The 15,799-nt window shown below is 71.5% G+C and carries 17 protein-coding genes and 1 pseudogene; 2 read left to right on the top strand and 16 right to left on the bottom strand.

The window, feature by feature from the left end:
• Positions 1–90: 90 nt before the first annotated feature.
• The 4 genes and pseudogenes from yajC to ruvC all read right to left on the bottom strand — a co-directional run.
• A pseudogene (gene yajC, locus ACMCNN_RS09810) lies at positions 91–411 on the bottom strand (preprotein translocase subunit YajC); the annotation flags it as partial.
• A gap of 152 nt (positions 412–563) precedes the next feature.
• Positions 564–1,616, bottom strand: coding sequence for a Holliday junction branch migration DNA helicase RuvB (ruvB, locus tag ACMCNN_RS09805; RefSeq protein WP_412745876.1), 1,053 nt, complete (start codon positions 1,614–1,616; stop codon positions 564–566).
• A complete protein-coding gene (ruvA, locus tag ACMCNN_RS09800; protein WP_412745875.1) occupies positions 1,613–2,215 on the bottom strand; it encodes a Holliday junction branch migration protein RuvA in 603 nt (200 codons plus the stop codon). Before ruvA ends, ruvB begins: the two co-directional genes overlap by 4 nt.
• On the bottom strand, positions 2,212–2,745 hold the full coding sequence (gene ruvC / locus ACMCNN_RS09795) for a crossover junction endodeoxyribonuclease RuvC (protein WP_412745874.1): 534 nt from the start codon (positions 2,743–2,745) through the stop codon (positions 2,212–2,214). The genes ruvA and ruvC overlap by 4 nt, the downstream gene beginning before the upstream one ends.
• Before the next feature lie 102 nt (positions 2,746–2,847).
• On the opposite strand from ruvC, the gene ACMCNN_RS09790 reads away from it, so the two are divergent.
• The gene (locus tag ACMCNN_RS09790) at positions 2,848–3,423 is read left to right on the top strand and encodes a hypothetical protein (protein ID WP_412745873.1); all 576 of its coding nucleotides are present in this window, start codon (positions 2,848–2,850) and stop codon (positions 3,421–3,423) included.
• Between the two features lie 12 nt (positions 3,424–3,435).
• Here ACMCNN_RS09790 and ACMCNN_RS09785 read toward each other — a convergent pair whose 3' ends face one another.
• The 10 genes from ACMCNN_RS09785 to pgsA form a co-directional block, all read right to left on the bottom strand.
• The gene (locus tag ACMCNN_RS09785) at positions 3,436–3,843 is read right to left on the bottom strand and encodes a PIN domain-containing protein (RefSeq protein ID WP_412745872.1); all 408 of its coding nucleotides are present in this window, start codon (positions 3,841–3,843) and stop codon (positions 3,436–3,438) included.
• Entirely contained in the window at positions 3,840–4,070 is a 231-nt protein-coding gene (locus ACMCNN_RS09780) for a type II toxin-antitoxin system VapB family antitoxin (protein WP_412745871.1), read from the bottom strand. The genes ACMCNN_RS09785 and ACMCNN_RS09780 overlap by 4 nt, the downstream gene beginning before the upstream one ends.
• Before the next feature lie 131 nt (positions 4,071–4,201).
• Positions 4,202–4,771 (bottom strand): Uma2 family endonuclease, encoded by a 570-nt coding sequence (locus tag ACMCNN_RS09775; RefSeq protein WP_412745870.1) that lies wholly within the window; start codon positions 4,769–4,771, stop codon positions 4,202–4,204.
• Between the two features lie 189 nt (positions 4,772–4,960).
• Positions 4,961–5,713, bottom strand: coding sequence for a YebC/PmpR family DNA-binding transcriptional regulator (locus ACMCNN_RS09770; protein WP_412745869.1), 753 nt, complete (start codon positions 5,711–5,713; stop codon positions 4,961–4,963).
• Positions 5,714–5,728: 15 nt separating this feature from the next.
• Complete coding sequence (gene pdxT / locus ACMCNN_RS09765) at positions 5,729–6,334, bottom strand: pyridoxal 5'-phosphate synthase glutaminase subunit PdxT (RefSeq protein ID WP_412745868.1); 606 nt, start codon at positions 6,332–6,334, stop codon at positions 5,729–5,731.
• 74 nt (positions 6,335–6,408) lie between these two features.
• Entirely contained in the window at positions 6,409–7,314 is a 906-nt protein-coding gene (pdxS, locus tag ACMCNN_RS09760; RefSeq protein ID WP_412745867.1) for a pyridoxal 5'-phosphate synthase lyase subunit PdxS, read from the bottom strand.
• A 113-nt stretch (positions 7,315–7,427) separates the two neighbouring features.
• Positions 7,428–7,949, bottom strand: coding sequence for a hypothetical protein (locus tag ACMCNN_RS09755; RefSeq protein WP_412745866.1), 522 nt, complete (start codon positions 7,947–7,949; stop codon positions 7,428–7,430).
• A gap of 25 nt (positions 7,950–7,974) precedes the next feature.
• Positions 7,975–9,129: a glycosyltransferase family 4 protein gene (locus tag ACMCNN_RS09750; RefSeq protein ID WP_412745865.1), complete on the bottom strand. Its 1,155-nt coding sequence runs from the start codon at positions 9,127–9,129 to the stop codon at positions 7,975–7,977.
• A 10-nt stretch (positions 9,130–9,139) separates the two neighbouring features.
• Positions 9,140–10,054 (bottom strand): phosphatidylinositol mannoside acyltransferase, encoded by a 915-nt coding sequence (locus ACMCNN_RS09745; RefSeq protein ID WP_412745864.1) that lies wholly within the window; start codon positions 10,052–10,054, stop codon positions 9,140–9,142.
• On the bottom strand, positions 10,051–10,668 hold the full coding sequence (pgsA, locus tag ACMCNN_RS09740) for a phosphatidylinositol phosphate synthase (protein ID WP_412745863.1): 618 nt from the start codon (positions 10,666–10,668) through the stop codon (positions 10,051–10,053). The genes ACMCNN_RS09745 and pgsA overlap by 4 nt, the downstream gene beginning before the upstream one ends.
• Before the next feature lie 172 nt (positions 10,669–10,840).
• Here pgsA and ACMCNN_RS09735 point away from each other — a divergent pair, with 172 nt between their 5' ends.
• Complete coding sequence (locus tag ACMCNN_RS09735) at positions 10,841–13,003, top strand: elongation factor G-like protein EF-G2 (protein ID WP_412745862.1); 2,163 nt, start codon at positions 10,841–10,843, stop codon at positions 13,001–13,003.
• Between the two features lie 27 nt (positions 13,004–13,030).
• Here the strand turns inward: ACMCNN_RS09735 and ACMCNN_RS09730 are convergent, their stop codons facing one another.
• Entirely contained in the window at positions 13,031–13,510 is a 480-nt protein-coding gene (locus tag ACMCNN_RS09730) for an HIT family protein (protein WP_412747111.1), read from the bottom strand.
• A gap of 105 nt (positions 13,511–13,615) precedes the next feature.
• Positions 13,616–15,622, bottom strand: coding sequence for a threonine--tRNA ligase (gene thrS / locus ACMCNN_RS09725; protein ID WP_412745861.1), 2,007 nt, complete (start codon positions 15,620–15,622; stop codon positions 13,616–13,618).
• Between the last annotated feature and the right edge of the window lie 177 nt (positions 15,623–15,799).

Below are 15,799 nucleotides of genomic sequence, written 5' to 3'. Positions count from 1 at the left end.
TCAGTCCTTGTTCTTGCGGGTCTCGACGACCGGGCTCTGGATCGGTTCCTCGGTCACCGGCGCGTCGTCGGCCGGCTCGGCGGTCGCGGAGTCGGTCTCGTCGGACCCGGTTTCGGCCGCCGCCTCGGGCTTGACCACCCGCGCGATGGCCGGGCGTGCGAACCGCAGCTCCACGCCGGGAGACGCCTCGATCGTCACCACCTCGTCGTCCGCAGCGGTCACGGTGCCGTGTAGCCCACCGATCGTCACGACCTGGTCGCCCGGGCCGAGCGCGGACTGCATCTCCTGTGCCTCCCGGCGCCGCTTCTGCTGCGGGCGGATCATCATGAAATACATGACGCCGAAGAGCAGGGCGATCAGCAGCAGCGGCATGAAGCTGCCGCCACCCTTGGGGTCAGCTGCGAGTATCACGAAGTGAGCCTTCCAATTAGCCTCCGGCGCGGCACATTGGTGCGCGACGGGGCGAGACAGACATCCCGTAAGAACCGCGGCGAGTTTAGTCCCTCTTCCTGGGAAGACTGCGCGCGGCACACGTCACGTTCACATTACGAGGGCACCGGGGCTCAGGCATCGCGAGCGAACAACTCCGGCTGGCCCGCCACGAGGCCGCGCCCGTCCGCGGGCGGAGTCCTGCCCAGATGCCGCCAGCCCGCGTCGGTGGCCACCCGCCCCCTCGGCGTACGCGCCAGCAACCCGGCCCGGACCAGGAACGGCTCGCACACCTCCTCGACGGTGTCCGCCTGCTCCCCGACCGCCACGGCCAGCGTCGACAACCCCACGGGCCCGCCCCGGAACGACTCGATGAGCGCCCGCAGCACGGCCCGGTCCAGCCGGTCCAGGCCCAGTTCGTCGACGTCGTACACGGCCAGCGCGGCCCGGGCCGTCTCCTCGTTGACCACGCCGTCCGCGCGGACCTCCGCGTAGTCGCGGACCCGGCGCAGCAGCCGGTTCGCGATCCGCGGGGTGCCCCGCGAGCGCCCGGCGATCTCCGCTGCGCCCTCCGGGGTGATCGGCACCCCCAGGATCCGCGCGGAGCGGTGCAACAGCGCGTCCAGGTCGGCGGGCGAATAGAAGTCGAGGTGCGCCACGAAGCCGAACCGGTCCCGCATCGGCCCGGACAGCAGGCCGGCCCGGGTGGTCGCGCCCACCAGCGTGAACGGCTCCACGTCCAGCGGGATCGCGGTCGCGCCGGGCCCCTTGCCGACCACCACGTCGACCCGGAAGTCCTCCATCGCGCTGTACAGCAGTTCCTCGGCGGGCTTGGCGATGCGGTGGATCTCGTCGATGAACAGCACATCGCCGGGGCCGAGGCTGGTGAGGATCGCGGCGAGGTCACCGGACCGTTCGATCACCGGGCCGCTGGTGGTGCGGATGCCCGTACCCAGCTCGGCGGCGACGATGTTGGCCAGGGTCGTCTTCCCGAGGCCGGGCGGGCCGGACAGCAGGATGTGGTCGGGTGGGGTGCCGCGCCCCATCGCGCCCTTGAGCAGCAGCTCCAGCTGGTCGCGGACGCGATGCTGGGCGATGAACTCGGCCAGCCGGCGCGGGCGGACGCTGGCCTCGGCGTCCAGCTCCTCATCCCCCACGTACGGCGAGACCACGCCGTCGCCGGTCATCTGGTCCGCCCGAGCAGCCGGATCGCCTGGCGCAGCAGCACCGGCACCGGCGGGACCTCGCCGTCGACGGTCTCACCGATCGCGGCGACGGCCTGGTCGGCCTGGGCGGCGGACCAGCCGAGCGCGACGACGCCCTGGCGTACCTGCTCCTGCCAATCGCCGCGCAGCACCCCGCCCGCCGCGCCGTCCGCCTGCGGCACGACACCGATCTTGTCGCGCAGCTCCAGCACGAGGCGTTCCGCGCCCTTCTTGCCGATGCCGGGCACCCGGGTCAGCGCGGCGATGTCACCACCGGACACCGCCCGGCGCACCGCGTCGGGCGCGTGCACGGCCAGCACGGCCTGCGCCAGCCGCGGGCCCACCCCGCTGGCGGTCTGCAGCAGCTCGAACAGGTGCTTCTCGTCGTCGTCGGCGAAGCCGTACAGGGTCAGCGAGTCCTCGCGGACGACGAGGCTGGTGGCCAGCCGCGCCTCCGCGCCGGCCCGGAGACCGGCGAGCGTGCCGGGGGCGCACTGGACCGCCAGGCCCACCCCGCCGACCTCGATGACGGCGCTGTCGGGGGCGATCGTGGCCACCACACCGCGGACGCTGGCGATCATCGTCGGGCTCCTGTCCGGCGGGCGGCGGCCAGGGCCGCCGCGGCGATGCGGGCGCGGGTGCCGCCGCGCCAGATGTGGCAGATGGCCAGGGCGAGCGCGTCGGCGGCGTCGGCGGGCCGGGGCGGCTTGTCCAGGCCGAGCAGCCGGGTGACCATGCTGGTCACCTGCGCCTTCCCGGCCGTACCGGAGCCGGTGATGGCCGCCTTGACCTCGCTCGGGGTGTACGTCTCGACCGGCAGGCGGGCGCGGGCCCCGGCCAGGATGGCGACCGCGCTCGCCTGCGCGGTGCCCATGACCGTACGGACATTGTGCTGGCTGAACACGCGCTCGACCGCGACGCTCTCCGGCTGGTGTTCCGCGACCAGCTTCGCCAGTGACTCGTCGAGGTGCCGCAGGCGCAGCGCGATGTCCTCGTCGGGCTCGGTGTAGACCACGTAGTAGGCGACCAGCTTGCACGGCCGGCCCGGCACACCCTCGACGACGCCGACGCCGCACCGGGTCAGTCCCGGGTCGATGCCGAGCACCCGCACTACGCGACCTCCCCATGTCTGGCGTACGTGTGTTCGACACCCTAGTACGACTCCCTCTTGTGCCAGGAAGCGACACGCCTCGACGATGGGGTGGGAGGCGTCATGGCGTACCTGTTCCCGCCGATGGCGGAGGAGCCGCCGAGCGACTACGTGGACTTCGTGGCCGGTCATCTCGCCGCGCTGCGCCGGGACGCGGCGCGCCTGGTGGACGGCGACCCGTACGCGAATCAGATCCCCGGTGACGTGCTGGCCGACGTGGCGGGGCACTGGCGGCGGCTGCGGTGGTGGTCCCGGCTGCGCCGGGGCGACGCGGCGGCGGACTTCGTGTCGCGCCGGCTCGCGTCCCGGGCGAAACAGTGGCGCGAGGACCGGCCATATCCCGTCGATGTGCGCCCGGTGGCTTCGCCCGCGACGGCGATGCCGATGGCGAGCGTGCCGTCGGTTGCGACGGCCAGGCGCCCGGCGGCCCGGCCGTCCAGCGTGGCGCAGGGGCTGGCACCGCTGCTGGGACCGACGGCCCGGGTGAGCGCACGGCCGGTGGCGGAGGCCGGGATCGCGTGGGTGCACGCGTACCAGCGGTACTGCTGGCGGCGGGTGGGGCGGGTGGCCGCGGCGGTGGTGCTGATCGTGGGCACCATCGTCCAGATCATGTCGCACCTGTCCACCACGGCCCCCTGACGGCCCCATGGATCACTCCGGGCGGACGCTGATGCGGTGTTGTTGGAGTGCCGGTACGTACCGCTCCACGGTCTCGAAATCCCGGTCCTCGTGGAGGAGGGTGAGCCGCATCCGGATGGCGGTCGCCGCGACGACCAGATCGGCCACGGACAGCCCTTGATGGGCGCTGTGCTGCGCCAACTCCCGGCGAATCGTGGCGGTGAGAGCCCAGACGTCGTCCGGGATCGGAACGGCGAGGTACAGGTCGGTGATGGAGCGTTCGGTCTCGGCGTATCTCTTGCTGTCGGCGATGAGCAGCGTCTCGGCGATGGTGGGCTCGCACACCGCCAGCCGAACCTGGTCTTCGAGGCGGTGCCACGCCGGGTCGACCTGACGGCGCAGGAGACGGACGAGAGCGCTCGTGTCGGCCAGGTACTTCACTCGTCCGCCGCGTCCAGCTTGCTGAAGTCGAGCGCCCCCTCGTCGACCAGATGCTGAAGGCGCTCGCGAGCGGCGCGGCGCTTCTCGCGCTCCTCGTCCACCATCCGCTGCAGCGCCTCGTTCAGCGTGGCATTGCGGGAATTGCCGGCGATCTGACGCTGCGCCTCGGCCAGTAACTCCTCATCGAGTCCCGGTTCGGCGACGGGTCGGGCGGCCAGGTCTGTCATGGGTGCCTCCTCCGGTGAATCACTCACGGCTGCACCTCCCGACTCTACTAGTCACGGGGACACATGTCACTGGTCACTCTTGTGACACCGCAACTGGGCAGGAGACAAGACCCGTGGGCCGCCCGCCACCGTCACGAATTCTCACTCTTCGCTTTGTACTCCAGCTCGAGCTCGGACAACCGGACGGTGCGCTCGCGAACGTAGGCGGGCGCGGCGGCACCCGAGAGCGCCAGGCGGTGAAGGTGCACCAAGGCGTCGTCGCGCGCACGGTCGGGCGTCCGATCGACGATCCAGTACTCAGGGATGCCGCGCTCGGCGTACCACTGGGCCTTGTCGGTGTACTCACCGTTCATGGAGTTTTCCGAGACGACCTCGGCGATCAGGCGGAAGGCCGAGCCGGGAAGATTCGCGTACTCAGCGACCTCGGCGAGGTCACCGCTCAGCACACCGACGTCGGGAATGCGGTTGTCGCGCGGCCGATCCCCACGGACGCCGGTGTCCTGGAGGGCCTCGAGGCCGGAGGCACAGAGCATGTCCACGAGCCGCCGGGCCATCCACTTATGCCAGTAGATGGACGGCGTCATGATGACGAGGTTTCCGTTGTGCAGCTCGTAGCGGTATCCCTCGGGCAGAGAAGCGAGGTCATCGACGTCAAGTTCCTCGATGGGCGGCAGGATGATGCTCGGCATGCTGGCCAACACCCCCTCACTCTAGTGGTCACCAGACCAGCTGTCACGGGTCAACCACCTGCGTGCTCACCTCTGCGCGAAGCGCTCGCCGTGATGGCACAAGTATCACCTCGGCGGCAACCCGGTGCCCGCACCGTGACCCCGGAATACGCGAACGGGGCCGGTGCCCAGAAGCACCAGCCCCGCCAGACACTCACGGTGTCACCCGTCGATGGCCGCCATGACCTCGTCCGACACGTCGAAGTTGGCGAAGATGTTCTGCACGTCGTCGCAGTCCTCCAGGACGTCGATGAGCTTGAACACCTTGCGCGCCGCCTCCTCGTCGACCTCCACGGTCATCGTGGGCACCAGCGACGACTCGGCCGAGTCGTACTCGATGCCGGCGCCCTGCAGGGCGGTGCGGACCGCGACCAGCTCGCCCGCCTCGCTGATCACCTCGAACGAGTCGCCGAGGTCGTTGATCTCCTCGGCCCCGGCGTCGAGGACCGCCAGCATGACGTCGTCCTCGCTCAGGCCCGCCTTCGGGACGATGACCACGCCCTTGCGGTTGAACAGGTACGACACGCTGCCCGCGTCGGCGAAGGTGCCGCCGTTGCGGGTGAGCGCGGTGCGCACCTCGGTGGCGGCGCGGTTGCGGTTGTCCGTGAGGCACTCGATGAGGATGGCGACGCCGTTCGGGCCGTACCCCTCGTACATGATCGTCTGCCAGTCGGCGCCGCCGGCCTCCAGGCCGGAGCCGCGCTTGACCGCGCGGTCGATGTTGTCGTTGGGTACGGAGCTCTTCTTCGCCTTCTGGATGGCGTCGTAGAGGGTCGGGTTACCGGCCGGGTCGCCGCCCCCGGTGCGCGCCGCGACCTCGATGTTCTTGATCAGCTTGGCGAACATCTTGCCGCGCTTGGCGTCGATGACGGCCTTCTTGTGCTTGGTCGTCGCCCACTTGGAGTGGCCGGACATGGGGAACCTCCGTCTTCACCGGTCGTCTGCGGCGCTGTTCACCATCTCCACGAAGTGCCGGTGGACACGCAGGTCACCGGTCAACTCGGGATGGAAGGCCGTGGCGAGCAGGTTTCCCTGCTGAACCGCGACAATCCTACCGGCGGCCGGTCCCGCCGTGACGCGGCCCAGCGCCCGCGCCTCCGTGCCGATGTTCTCCACCCACGGCGCGCGGATGAAGACGGCGTGGAAGTCGCCGCCCGCGATGCCGTCGATGGCGACCGGCGCCTCGAACGAGTCGACCTGTCGGCCGAACGCGTTGCGCCGCACGGTCATGTCGATGCCCGCGAACGATTCCTGGTCGGCCCGGCCGTCCAGCACGGTCGTGGCCAGCATGATCATGCCGGCGCAGGAGCCGTACACGGGCATCCCGTCGGCGATCCGCTTGCGGATCGGGTCGAGCAGGCCGAACGAGATCGCCAGGTTGCTCATCGTGGTGGATTCCCCGCCGGGGATGACCAGGGCGGCGACCGCGTCCAGTTCCTCGACCCGGCGCACCGGCCGGGCCTCGGCGCCGCACTCGGTCAGCGCGCGCACATGTTCGCGTACGTCGCCCTGCAGGGCCAGCACCCCGATGGTCACGTCGTCCTCCAACTCGTCAAAAGCGGTCCCCGGGCCCGTGAAGGGGGCCCGGAGACCGCGTGGGTGCCCGGGGATTACCAGCCGCGCTCGGCGAGGCGGTGCGGGACGGGGATGTCGTCGACGTTGATGCCGACCATGGCCTCGCCCAGACCGCGGGACACCTTGGCGACCACGTCCGGGTCGTCGTGGAACGTGGTCGCCTTGACGATGGCGGCGGCCCGCTCGGCCGGGTTGCCGGACTTGAAGATGCCGGAGCCGACGAACACGCCCTCGGCGCCGAGCTGCATCATCATGGCCGCATCGGCCGGGGTGGCGATGCCGCCCGCGGTGAACAGCACCACCGGCAGCTTGCCCGCCTCGGCGACCTCCTTGACCAGCTCGTACGGGGCCTGGAGCTCCTTGGCGGCGACGTACAGCTCGTCGGCGGGCAGCGACTGCAGGCGGCGGATCTCCGCGCGGATGGTGCGCATGTGGGTGACCGCGTTGGAGACGTCGCCGGTGCCGGCCTCGCCCTTCGAGCGGATCATGGCAGCGCCCTCGGTGATCCGGCGCAGGGCCTCGCCGAGGTTGGTGGCGCCGCAGACGAACGGCACGGTGAACGCCCACTTGTCGATGTGGTTGGCGTAGTCGGCGGGGGTCAGCACCTCGGACTCGTCGATGTAGTCGACGCCGAGCGCCTGCAGCACCCGGGCCTCGACGAAGTGGCCGATGCGGGCCTTGGCCATGACGGGGATCGAGACCGCGCTGATGATGCCGTCGATCATGTCGGGGTCGCTCATCCGGGACACGCCGCCCTGGGCGCGGATGTCGGCGGGGACCCGTTCGAGCGCCATCACGGCGACGGCACCGGCGTCTTCGGCGATCTTGGCCTGCTCGGGGGTGACCACGTCCATGATCACGCCGCCCTTGAGCATCTCGGCCATGCCGCGCTTGACGCGGGCGGTACCGGTGACGGGCGTCGGCTGCTGGCTGTCGGACACGGGAGATCGGCTCCTTACGGCGGGGTTTGTCGGTCCGAGTCTAGAGCTGCCACCTGAGGCCACCGATGGCCAATCGACACCCCGGTGGCCTGCTTCGCAGAGCCAATTCGCGGTCAGCCGGCCTCGATGGCGACGGCCGGCGGGGCGAGACGCGACATCGTCGTGTACGGGTCGACGATGTCGAAGTACTGCGGCCGGGGGTAGCGCCGGGCCATCCGCAGCACTCGTACGAGCGGGCGACGGCGGGCGGTCAGCGCGTCCCGGACCTGGTCGGTGTGCACCTGACGGGCCAGTACGACCCGGCGGCTGTGCACGATCAGGGCGTGGGTGGCCGGGTCGGTGCCGGTCAGGTCGATCGACTCCAGTTGCCGGGTCAGGTCGTTCTCGGCGGCTTCCCGCTCCCCCGGCGCGGCGTCCAGGGCCAGCCGGGCGGCCAGGTACAGCTCCGTGTTCTCGGCGGCCTCCGCGACCACCGCGGCGGCCGCCGCACGGCGCAGCAGATGGGCGTCGAGGGCGCGCTGGGCGGAACGGGCGCGGACGTGTACGCGTTCGACGCGGTGCGCCGTCCAGGTCAGGTAGCCCGAGAGCAGGGCAGCCGCCATGACGATGCCCATGACCCACCACATGCCGGGCATCGTAGTGCCGGAACGCTCGCCGTACTCAGCGCGCGGGGGGTGGTTCCGCCCACTCGGCGTCGAAAACCCGCCCGTCGGTCGCCTCGATGGCGGTCGCGTAGACCTCCAGGACCCGTTGCGCCACGGTCGACCAGTCGTAGGCCTGCACCACTTCGCGGGCACAGGCGGCGAGGTCCGCCCGGCGGGCGGGGTCGTCCAGCAGCCCGCCGAGGACCTCGGCGAGCGCGGCAGCATCCCCGGTGGGGAACAGCGCCCCGGCGCGGCCGCCGTCCAGGACGCGGCGGAAGGCGTCGAGGTCGCTGGCCGCGACGGCCGCCCCGGCCGCCATGGCCTCGGTGAGGATCATGCCGAACGACTCGCCGCCGGTGTTCGGTGCCACGTACACGTCGACGCTGCGCAGCATCCGCGCCTTGTCGGCCTCGGAGACCAGCCCGAGGAACGTGACCCGGTCGTGCAGGTCGGCGGGCAGGTCGTCGTACAGGTCGTCGCGGTCGCCGGGGCCCGCGACCAGCAGCCGCAGGCCGGGGCGCTGCCGGGCCAGGGTGACGAACGCCGTACGCAGGATCCCGAAGCCCTTGCGCGGCTCGGTGAACCGGCCCAGGAAACCCAGGGCACCGCCGTCGCCCGGCCAGCCGGGCAGCGGTTCTGCGTGGGCGAATTTGGCCACCGCGACCCCGTTGGGGATCTCCACGGCCCCGCCGCCCAGGTGCTCGACCTGCACCTTGCGGGCCAGTTCGCTCACCGCGATCCGGGCGGTGATCTTCTCGACGACGAGCTGGAGCAGGCCCTGGGCCACCGACAGCGCGCGGGACCGGGTCATCGCGGTGTGGAACGTCGCGACCACCGGACCACGGGCGGACAGGACGGCCAGCATCGACAGGCTCAGCGCCATCGGCTCGTGCACGTGCAGCACGTCGAACTCGCCGCGGGACAGCCAGCGCCGCACCCGGGCGGTGGAGACCGGCCCGAACGCGATCCGCGCCACCGACCCGTTGTACGGCAGCGGCACCGCCCGGCCCGCGGGCACCACGTACGGCGGCAGGTCGGCGTCCTCGTCGGCGGGCGCCAGCACGCTGACGGAGTGGCCCAGCTCGATCAGCGCCTCGGCCAGGTCGATGATGTGGTTCTGCACCCCACCGGGCACGTCGAACGAGTACGGGGAGACGATCCCGATCCGCACGCCGCCCGCCTCAGGCCGAGCCCGTGCGCGCGGGCGTGTCCAGCCACAGCTTCTGCAGCATGTGCCAGTCCTGCGGATGCGCGGCGATCCCCTCGGCGAACGCGTCGGCGAGCCGCTGGGTGGCCACCTTCACCCGCGCGTCCAGCGGACCCTCGTCCGGACCGGGCAGCGGGATGCGGCGCATGCGGGCCTCTGTGCGCTCCGGGCTGAACCACATGTCCACGGCGTACAGTGGCGCGCCGGTCCGCAGCGCCACCAGGGCCGGGCCGGCGGGCATCCGGGTGCGGCCGCCGAAGAAGTCCACCTCGACGCCGCGCGCGGACAGGTCGCGGTCGGCCAGCAGGGCCACCGCGTACCCCTGGGTGGCGCGTTCGGCGAGCACGTCCAGCGGGGGGCGCTGGCCGCCGGTCAGCGCCAGCACCTCCATGCCGAGCTTCTCCCGGTACTCGACGAAGCGCTGGAACACGCCCTCGGGTTTGAGTCGCTCCGCGACGGTGACCAGCTTCCAGCCGTTCGCGGACACCCAGGCGGCCGCGGCGTCCCAGTTGGCGACGTGCGGCAGCGCGAGGACCGCCCCGCGGCCCTGGTTCAGCAGCCCGGCCAGTTCGTCGACCTCGGCCAGCCGGAAGCCGTCGAGATGCTGGGCGGGGGTGCGCGACGGCAGCCGGAACGCCTCCATCCAGTACCGGGCGTACGAGCGCAGCCCGGCCCGGACGAGGTCGTCCAGCTCCGTATCGGGCAGCTGCGGCCCGACGACACGGCGCAGGTTGTGGCGCAGCCGCTGGGTGCCGCGCCCGTTGCCGCGGTACGCCCGGTCGGCGCCGGCGCGGAACAGCGCCGCGGCGGCGCGCTGCGGCAGGGCACGCACGAGTCGCCAGCCCGCCGCGTACCCCAACTCGGCGAGCCGGTCCCCGGTCTTGCTCACGGGGCCGGGATCCGCGCCGAGCGGGCGGCGTGGGTGAGCCGCTGGAACACCGTGATGACGGACAGCACCGCCAGCACCCACAGCGCGGCGGGCAGGCCCCAGATCAGGCCGGCGCTGGTGAGCAGGCCGCCGACGCCGACGATGAGCAGCCGCTCCAGGCGTTCGGCGATGCCGACGTCGGCATCCAGGCCGAGGCTCTGCGCGCGGGCTTTCACGTACGAGACGATCTGGCCGGCGGCGAGGCACAGCAGGGCGGCCACCATCCCGCCGTACGGGTTGCCGCGCTCGGCGAGATAGAAGGCGACCGCGCCGAACACGGCCGCGTCGGCGATGCGGTCCATGGACGAGTCGAGCAGCGCCCCGAACTTGCTGGCGCCACCACGCATCCGGGCCATCGTGCCGTCGAGCACGTCGGTCAGCGCGCAGGCGGTGACGATCCAGACGCCCCAGAAGATGTGTCCGAAGGCGGCGACGGTCGAGCCGACGAGCACGCCGACGGTGCCGGCCACGGTGACCGCGTTGGGGGTGACGCCGAGGCGCAGCAGGAACCGGGCGGTCGGGTCGACGACGTGCGACACGACCGCACGCGCGGTTCCACCGAAGATCTTTGCCATGGCCGTCTCACCATAACGGCGTGCCGTCGGCCGACGGTACGGCCCAGGTCACCCGTTGGCCGTATCGTCATGGTGGCGTCGCCGGTGACTACTGGGGGTTGCGGTCACGACTGCGCAGGGTGTGGGATCCAAGAACAGCGTCGTAACTCTTCTGAAACGGAGGTGCGCTGCCATGGCGCAGAAGACTTCGGAGAGGGGGCTCGCCGGCGCTGCCGCGCCGGTGGTTACCGAGCCCGGCAGAGTGCGCAACGTGGTGCTGGTGGGCCACTCCGGTTCCGGGAAGACGACGCTGGCGGAGGCGCTCCTTGCCGCGTCCGGCACGATTCCCCGGCCGGGGTCGGTGACCGAAGGCACCACGGTGTGCGATCACGATCCGGCGGCCGTACGCCAACAGCGGTCCGTCTCCCTCGCGTGTGCCCCGCTGGTGCACGACGACGTCAAGATCAACCTGCTGGACACCCCAGGATTCGCCGACTTCGTCGGGGAGCTGCGCGCCGGCCTGCGGGCCGCGGACGCCGCGCTCTTCGTCGTCTCCGCGGTGGACGGCGTGGACGACGCCACCACCGCGCTCTGGGAGGAATGCGCAGCGGTGGGCATGCCCCGGGCCGTGGCGATCACCCGGCTCGACCATCCGCGCGCCGACTACGACGGCACCCTGGACCGCTGCCAGGAGGCGTTCGGCGACAACGTCATGCCGCTCTACCAGCCGATGCTGGGCGACGACGGCCAGTCGGTCGCCGGTCTGCTGGGCCTGGTGACGCTGCGGGTGCTGGACTACTCGGCGGGCCACCCGCCGCAGGTGCGCGACGCCGAACCCGAGCACCTCGCCCCGGTCGAGGAGGAACGCAACGCGCTCATCGAGGGGATCATCGCCGAGAGCGAGGACGAGACCCTGATGGACCGTTACCTCGGCGGCGAGACGGTCGGCCAGGACGTCCTGATCCCGGACCTGGAGAAGGCGGTGGCCCGCGGCCACTTCTACCCGGTCATCCCGGTGTGCGCGCAGACCGGCGTCGGTCTCGACGCGCTGCTGGACACGCTGGTCTCCAGCGCGCCGACCCCGCTGGAACACGACCTGCCCGCGGTGACCGGCGTGGACGGTTCGCCGCGGACGCCGCTGGTCTGCGACCCGGACGGCCCGCTGGTCGCCGAGGTGGTCAAGACGACCATCGACCGGCACGTCGGGCGTGTCTCGCTGGTCCGCGTCTTCTCCGGCACGCTGCGTCCCGAGCAGACCGTGCACGTCTCCGGGCACGGCATGGCCGAACGCGGCCACCCCGACCACGACGCCGACGAGCGCATCGCGCACATCTACTCGCCGCTCGGCGCCCAGCTGCGCGAGGTCTCCTCGTGCGTCGCCGGTGACCTGTGCGCGATCACCAAGTCGGGCAGCGCCGAGACCGGCGACACCCTGTCCGGCAAGGACGAGCCGCTGCTCATGGCGCCGTGGCGGATGCCGGAGCCGCTGCTGCCGATCGCCGTCGTGGCCAAATCCCGCTCGGACGAGGACGCCCTGGCCAAGAACCTGGCCCGGCTGGTCGCCGGCGACCCGACCCTGCGCCTGGAACGCAACGCCGACACCCACCAGCTCGTGCTGTGGTGCATGGGCGAGTCACACGCCGACGTGGTGCTGGAGCGGTTGCGCGCGGGCGGCGTCGAGCTGGACACCGAGCCGGTCAAGGTCTCGCTGCGGGAGACGTTCGGCGCGGCCGCCAAGGGCCACGGCCGCCACGTCAAGCAGTCCGGTGGTCATGGCCAGTACGCGGTCTGCGACATCGAGGTCGAGCCGCTGCCGCGCGGCGGGGGCTTCGAGTTCGTCGACAAGGTGGTGGGCGGCGCCGTGCCGCACAACTACATCCCGTCGGTGGAGAAGGGGGTACGCGCGCAGCTGGAACGCGGCCTCGTCGCCGGCTATCCCGTGGTCGACCTGCGGGTCACCCTGTTCGACGGCAAGGCGCACAGCGTCGACTCGTCCGACGCGGCGTTCCAGACGGCGGGCTCGATGGCACTGAAGGAGGCCGCGGAGGCCGGCCAGATGACCCTGCTCGAACCGGTCGACGAGATCGTGGTGCGGGTGCCGGAGGCGTACGTCGGGGCGGTGATGAGCGACCTGTCCGGCCGCCGGGGCCGCCCGATGGGCACAGAGAACGAGGACGAGACCGGCTACAGCCTGGTCCGGGCCGAGGTGCCCGCGACCGAGCTGATCCGGTACGCGGTGGAGCTGCGCGCCATCACGTCCGGGGCGGGCACCTTCAGCCGGACGTACGTGCGGCATGAGCCGATGCCGTCGCACCTGGCCGACGCGGTCCGCAAGGAGGCCGTGGCCGCCCGCTGACCGGGCAGGACGACCGGCCCGGGGTCGTCAGGCGACCTCGGGCCAGACCTTCGCCAGCATCTCGCGGGTGTCGGCCAGCAGTTGCGGCAGCACCTTGGTGCGGCCGATCACCGGCATGAAGTTGGCGTCGCCGCCCCAGCGCGGCACCACGTGCTGGTGCAGGTGCGCGGCGATGCCCGCGCCCGCGACCGCCCCCTGGTTCATGCCCAGGTTGAAGCCGTGCGGGCGGCTGGCGCTGCGGATCACCCGCATCGCCCGCTGGGTGAACTCGGCCAGCTCGACCGTCTCGGCCGCGTCCAGCTCCGTGTAGTCGGCGACGTGCCGGTACGGGCACACCATCAGGTGCCCGGGGTTGTACGGGTACAGGTTGAGCACCGCGAACACCGTCTCGCCGCGGGCCACCACGAGGCCCTCGGGCTCCGGGCGGCCCGGCGCCAGACAGAACGGGCAGCCCGACGGCTGCTCGTAGCCGCCTTCCGGCCGGTCCTCCCCCGAGATGTAGGTCATCCGGTGCGGCGTCCAGAGCCGCTCCAGCCCGTCGGGGTCCGTTCCGCGCTGCTCGTCCACCACGCCCCGATCCTAGGCGTAGTGGACGAGCGGGCGTGGCCCGGCTCAGGCCGCGGACGGCCCGGTGTTGACCCGGGAGCGCACCACCTCGGCGACGTGCGCGACCGCCTCGTCGAGCGGCACGCCGTTGCGCTGCGAGCCGTCGCGGTAGCGGAACGACACGGTGCCGCCGCTGACGTCGTCGTCACCCGCGATCGCCATGAACGGGATCTTCTGCTGCTGCGCGGTACGGATCTTCTTCTGCATCCGGTCGGTGGAGTGGTCCACCTCGGCCCGGATGCCCTCGGCCCGCAGCCTGGCCGCGAACTGCTCCAGGTACTCGGCGTGGTCGTCGCGGATCGGGATGCCGACCACCTGCACCGGTGCCAGCCAGGCCGGGAACGCGCCCGCGTAGTGCTCCACGAGCACGCCGATGAAGCGTTCGATCGACCCGAACTTGGCGCAGTGGATCATCACCGGCTGCTTCCGGGTGCCGTCCCCGGCCTGGTACTCCAGCTCGAAGCCGCGCGGCTGGTTGAAGTCGTACTGGATGGTCGACAGCTGCCAGGTACGGCCGATCGCGTCCTTGGCCTGCACCGAGATCTTCGGGCCGTAGAACGCGGCGCCGCCCGGATCGGCCACCAGGTCCAGGCCGGACTCCTTGGCGCACTGCTCCAGCACCGCGGTCGCCGTCTCCCAGTCCTCGTCAGAGCCGACGAACTTGTCCGGCTTGCTGTCGTCGCGGGTCGACAGCTCCAGGTAGAAGTCGGTGATCCCGAAGTCCTTCAGCAGGCCCAGCACGAAGTCGAGCAGGTGCTTGATCTCGCCGGGCGCCTGCTCCGGGGTGCAGTACGAGTGGGAGTCGTCCTGGGTCAGTCCGCGCACCCGGGTCAGGCCGTGCACCACGCCCGACTTCTCGTACCGGTACACCGACCCGAACTCGAAGAACCGCAGCGGCAGCTCCCGGTACGACCGCCCACGCGAGCGGAAGATCAGGTTGTGCATCGGGCAGTTCATGGCCTTGAGGTAGTAGTCCGCGCCCTCGAACGGGATCGGCGGGAACATCGTGTCCGCGTAGTACGGCAGGTGCCCGGAGGTGTGGAACAGCCCCTCCTTGCTGATGTGCGGGGTGCCGACGTACTGGAAGCCCTCCTCGATGTGGCGGGCCCGGACGTAGTCCTCCATCTCCCGCTTGATCACCCCGCCCTTGGGGTGGAACACCGCGAGACCGCTGCCGATCTCGTCGGGGAACGAGAACAGGTCCAGCTCGGCACCGAGGCGCCGGTGGTCGCGGCGCTCCGCCTCGGCCAGCCGGTTCAGGTACGCCTTCAGCTCGTCGCGGCTCGGCCAGGCGGTGCCGTACACCCGCTGCAGTTGCGGGTTCTTCTCGCTGCCGCGCCAGTACGCGGCGGCCGAGCGCATCAGCTTGACCGCCGGGATCAGCCGGGTCGAGGGCAGGTGCGGGCCGCGGCACAGGTCGCCCCAGACGCGCTCGCCGGATTTCGGGTCGATGTTGTCGTAGACGGTCAGCTCACCACCGCCGACCTCCATCACCTCGTCGGCGTCGACGTCACCTTTGATATCGACCAGTTCCAGCTTGAACGGCTCGTTCGCCAGTTCCGCCCGGGCCGCATCCAAGGAGTCGTAGCGGCGGCGGCGGAACAGCTGACCGGCCTTGACGATCTCCTGCATCCGCTTTTCCAGCTTCGCCAGGTCGTCGGGCTGGAACGGCTTCGCCACGTCGAAGTCGTAGTAGAAGCCGTCGTGGATGGGCGGGCCGATGCCGAGCTTGGCCTCCGGGAAGATGTCCTGCACGGCCTGGGCCAGCACGTGCGCGGCCGAGTGGCGCAGCACGTTCAGCCCGTCGGGTGAATCCATCGACACCGGCTCCACCCGGGCGTCCGCCTCGGGGGCCCAGTCGAGGTCACGCAGCCGGCCCTCGGCGTCGCGGACCACCACGATCGCCCTGGGCCCGGAGGTGGGCAGGCCCGCGGCCGCGACCGCGTCGCCCGCCGTCGTCCCGGCCGGGACGACGACGGGGTCGGCCACGGCATGGGTACGGGGTGCAGACACGGTCTTTCTCCTTTTCGCCGGTGGTGTACCGGCCCGCCGATTGCGGGCCGTTCCCGATGCTAGTGGTTCCATTTGCGCACCCCGGAACCGACGCGGCCACCGGTTTTCTCCCGCACCCGGCCGATGCCGGAAAAGCGCGTCCCAGGGCATCGGCGCCCCGTTCCTACCCCCCGATTT

Origin of the sequence: Krasilnikovia sp. MM14-A1004 (assembly GCF_047159485.1) — a bacterium.
Taxonomy (GTDB): Bacteria; Actinomycetota; Actinomycetes; order Mycobacteriales; family Micromonosporaceae; genus Actinoplanes.
The sequence above is the reverse complement of the archived record's forward strand: the minus strand, read 5'-3'. Positions and strand labels throughout refer to the sequence as shown.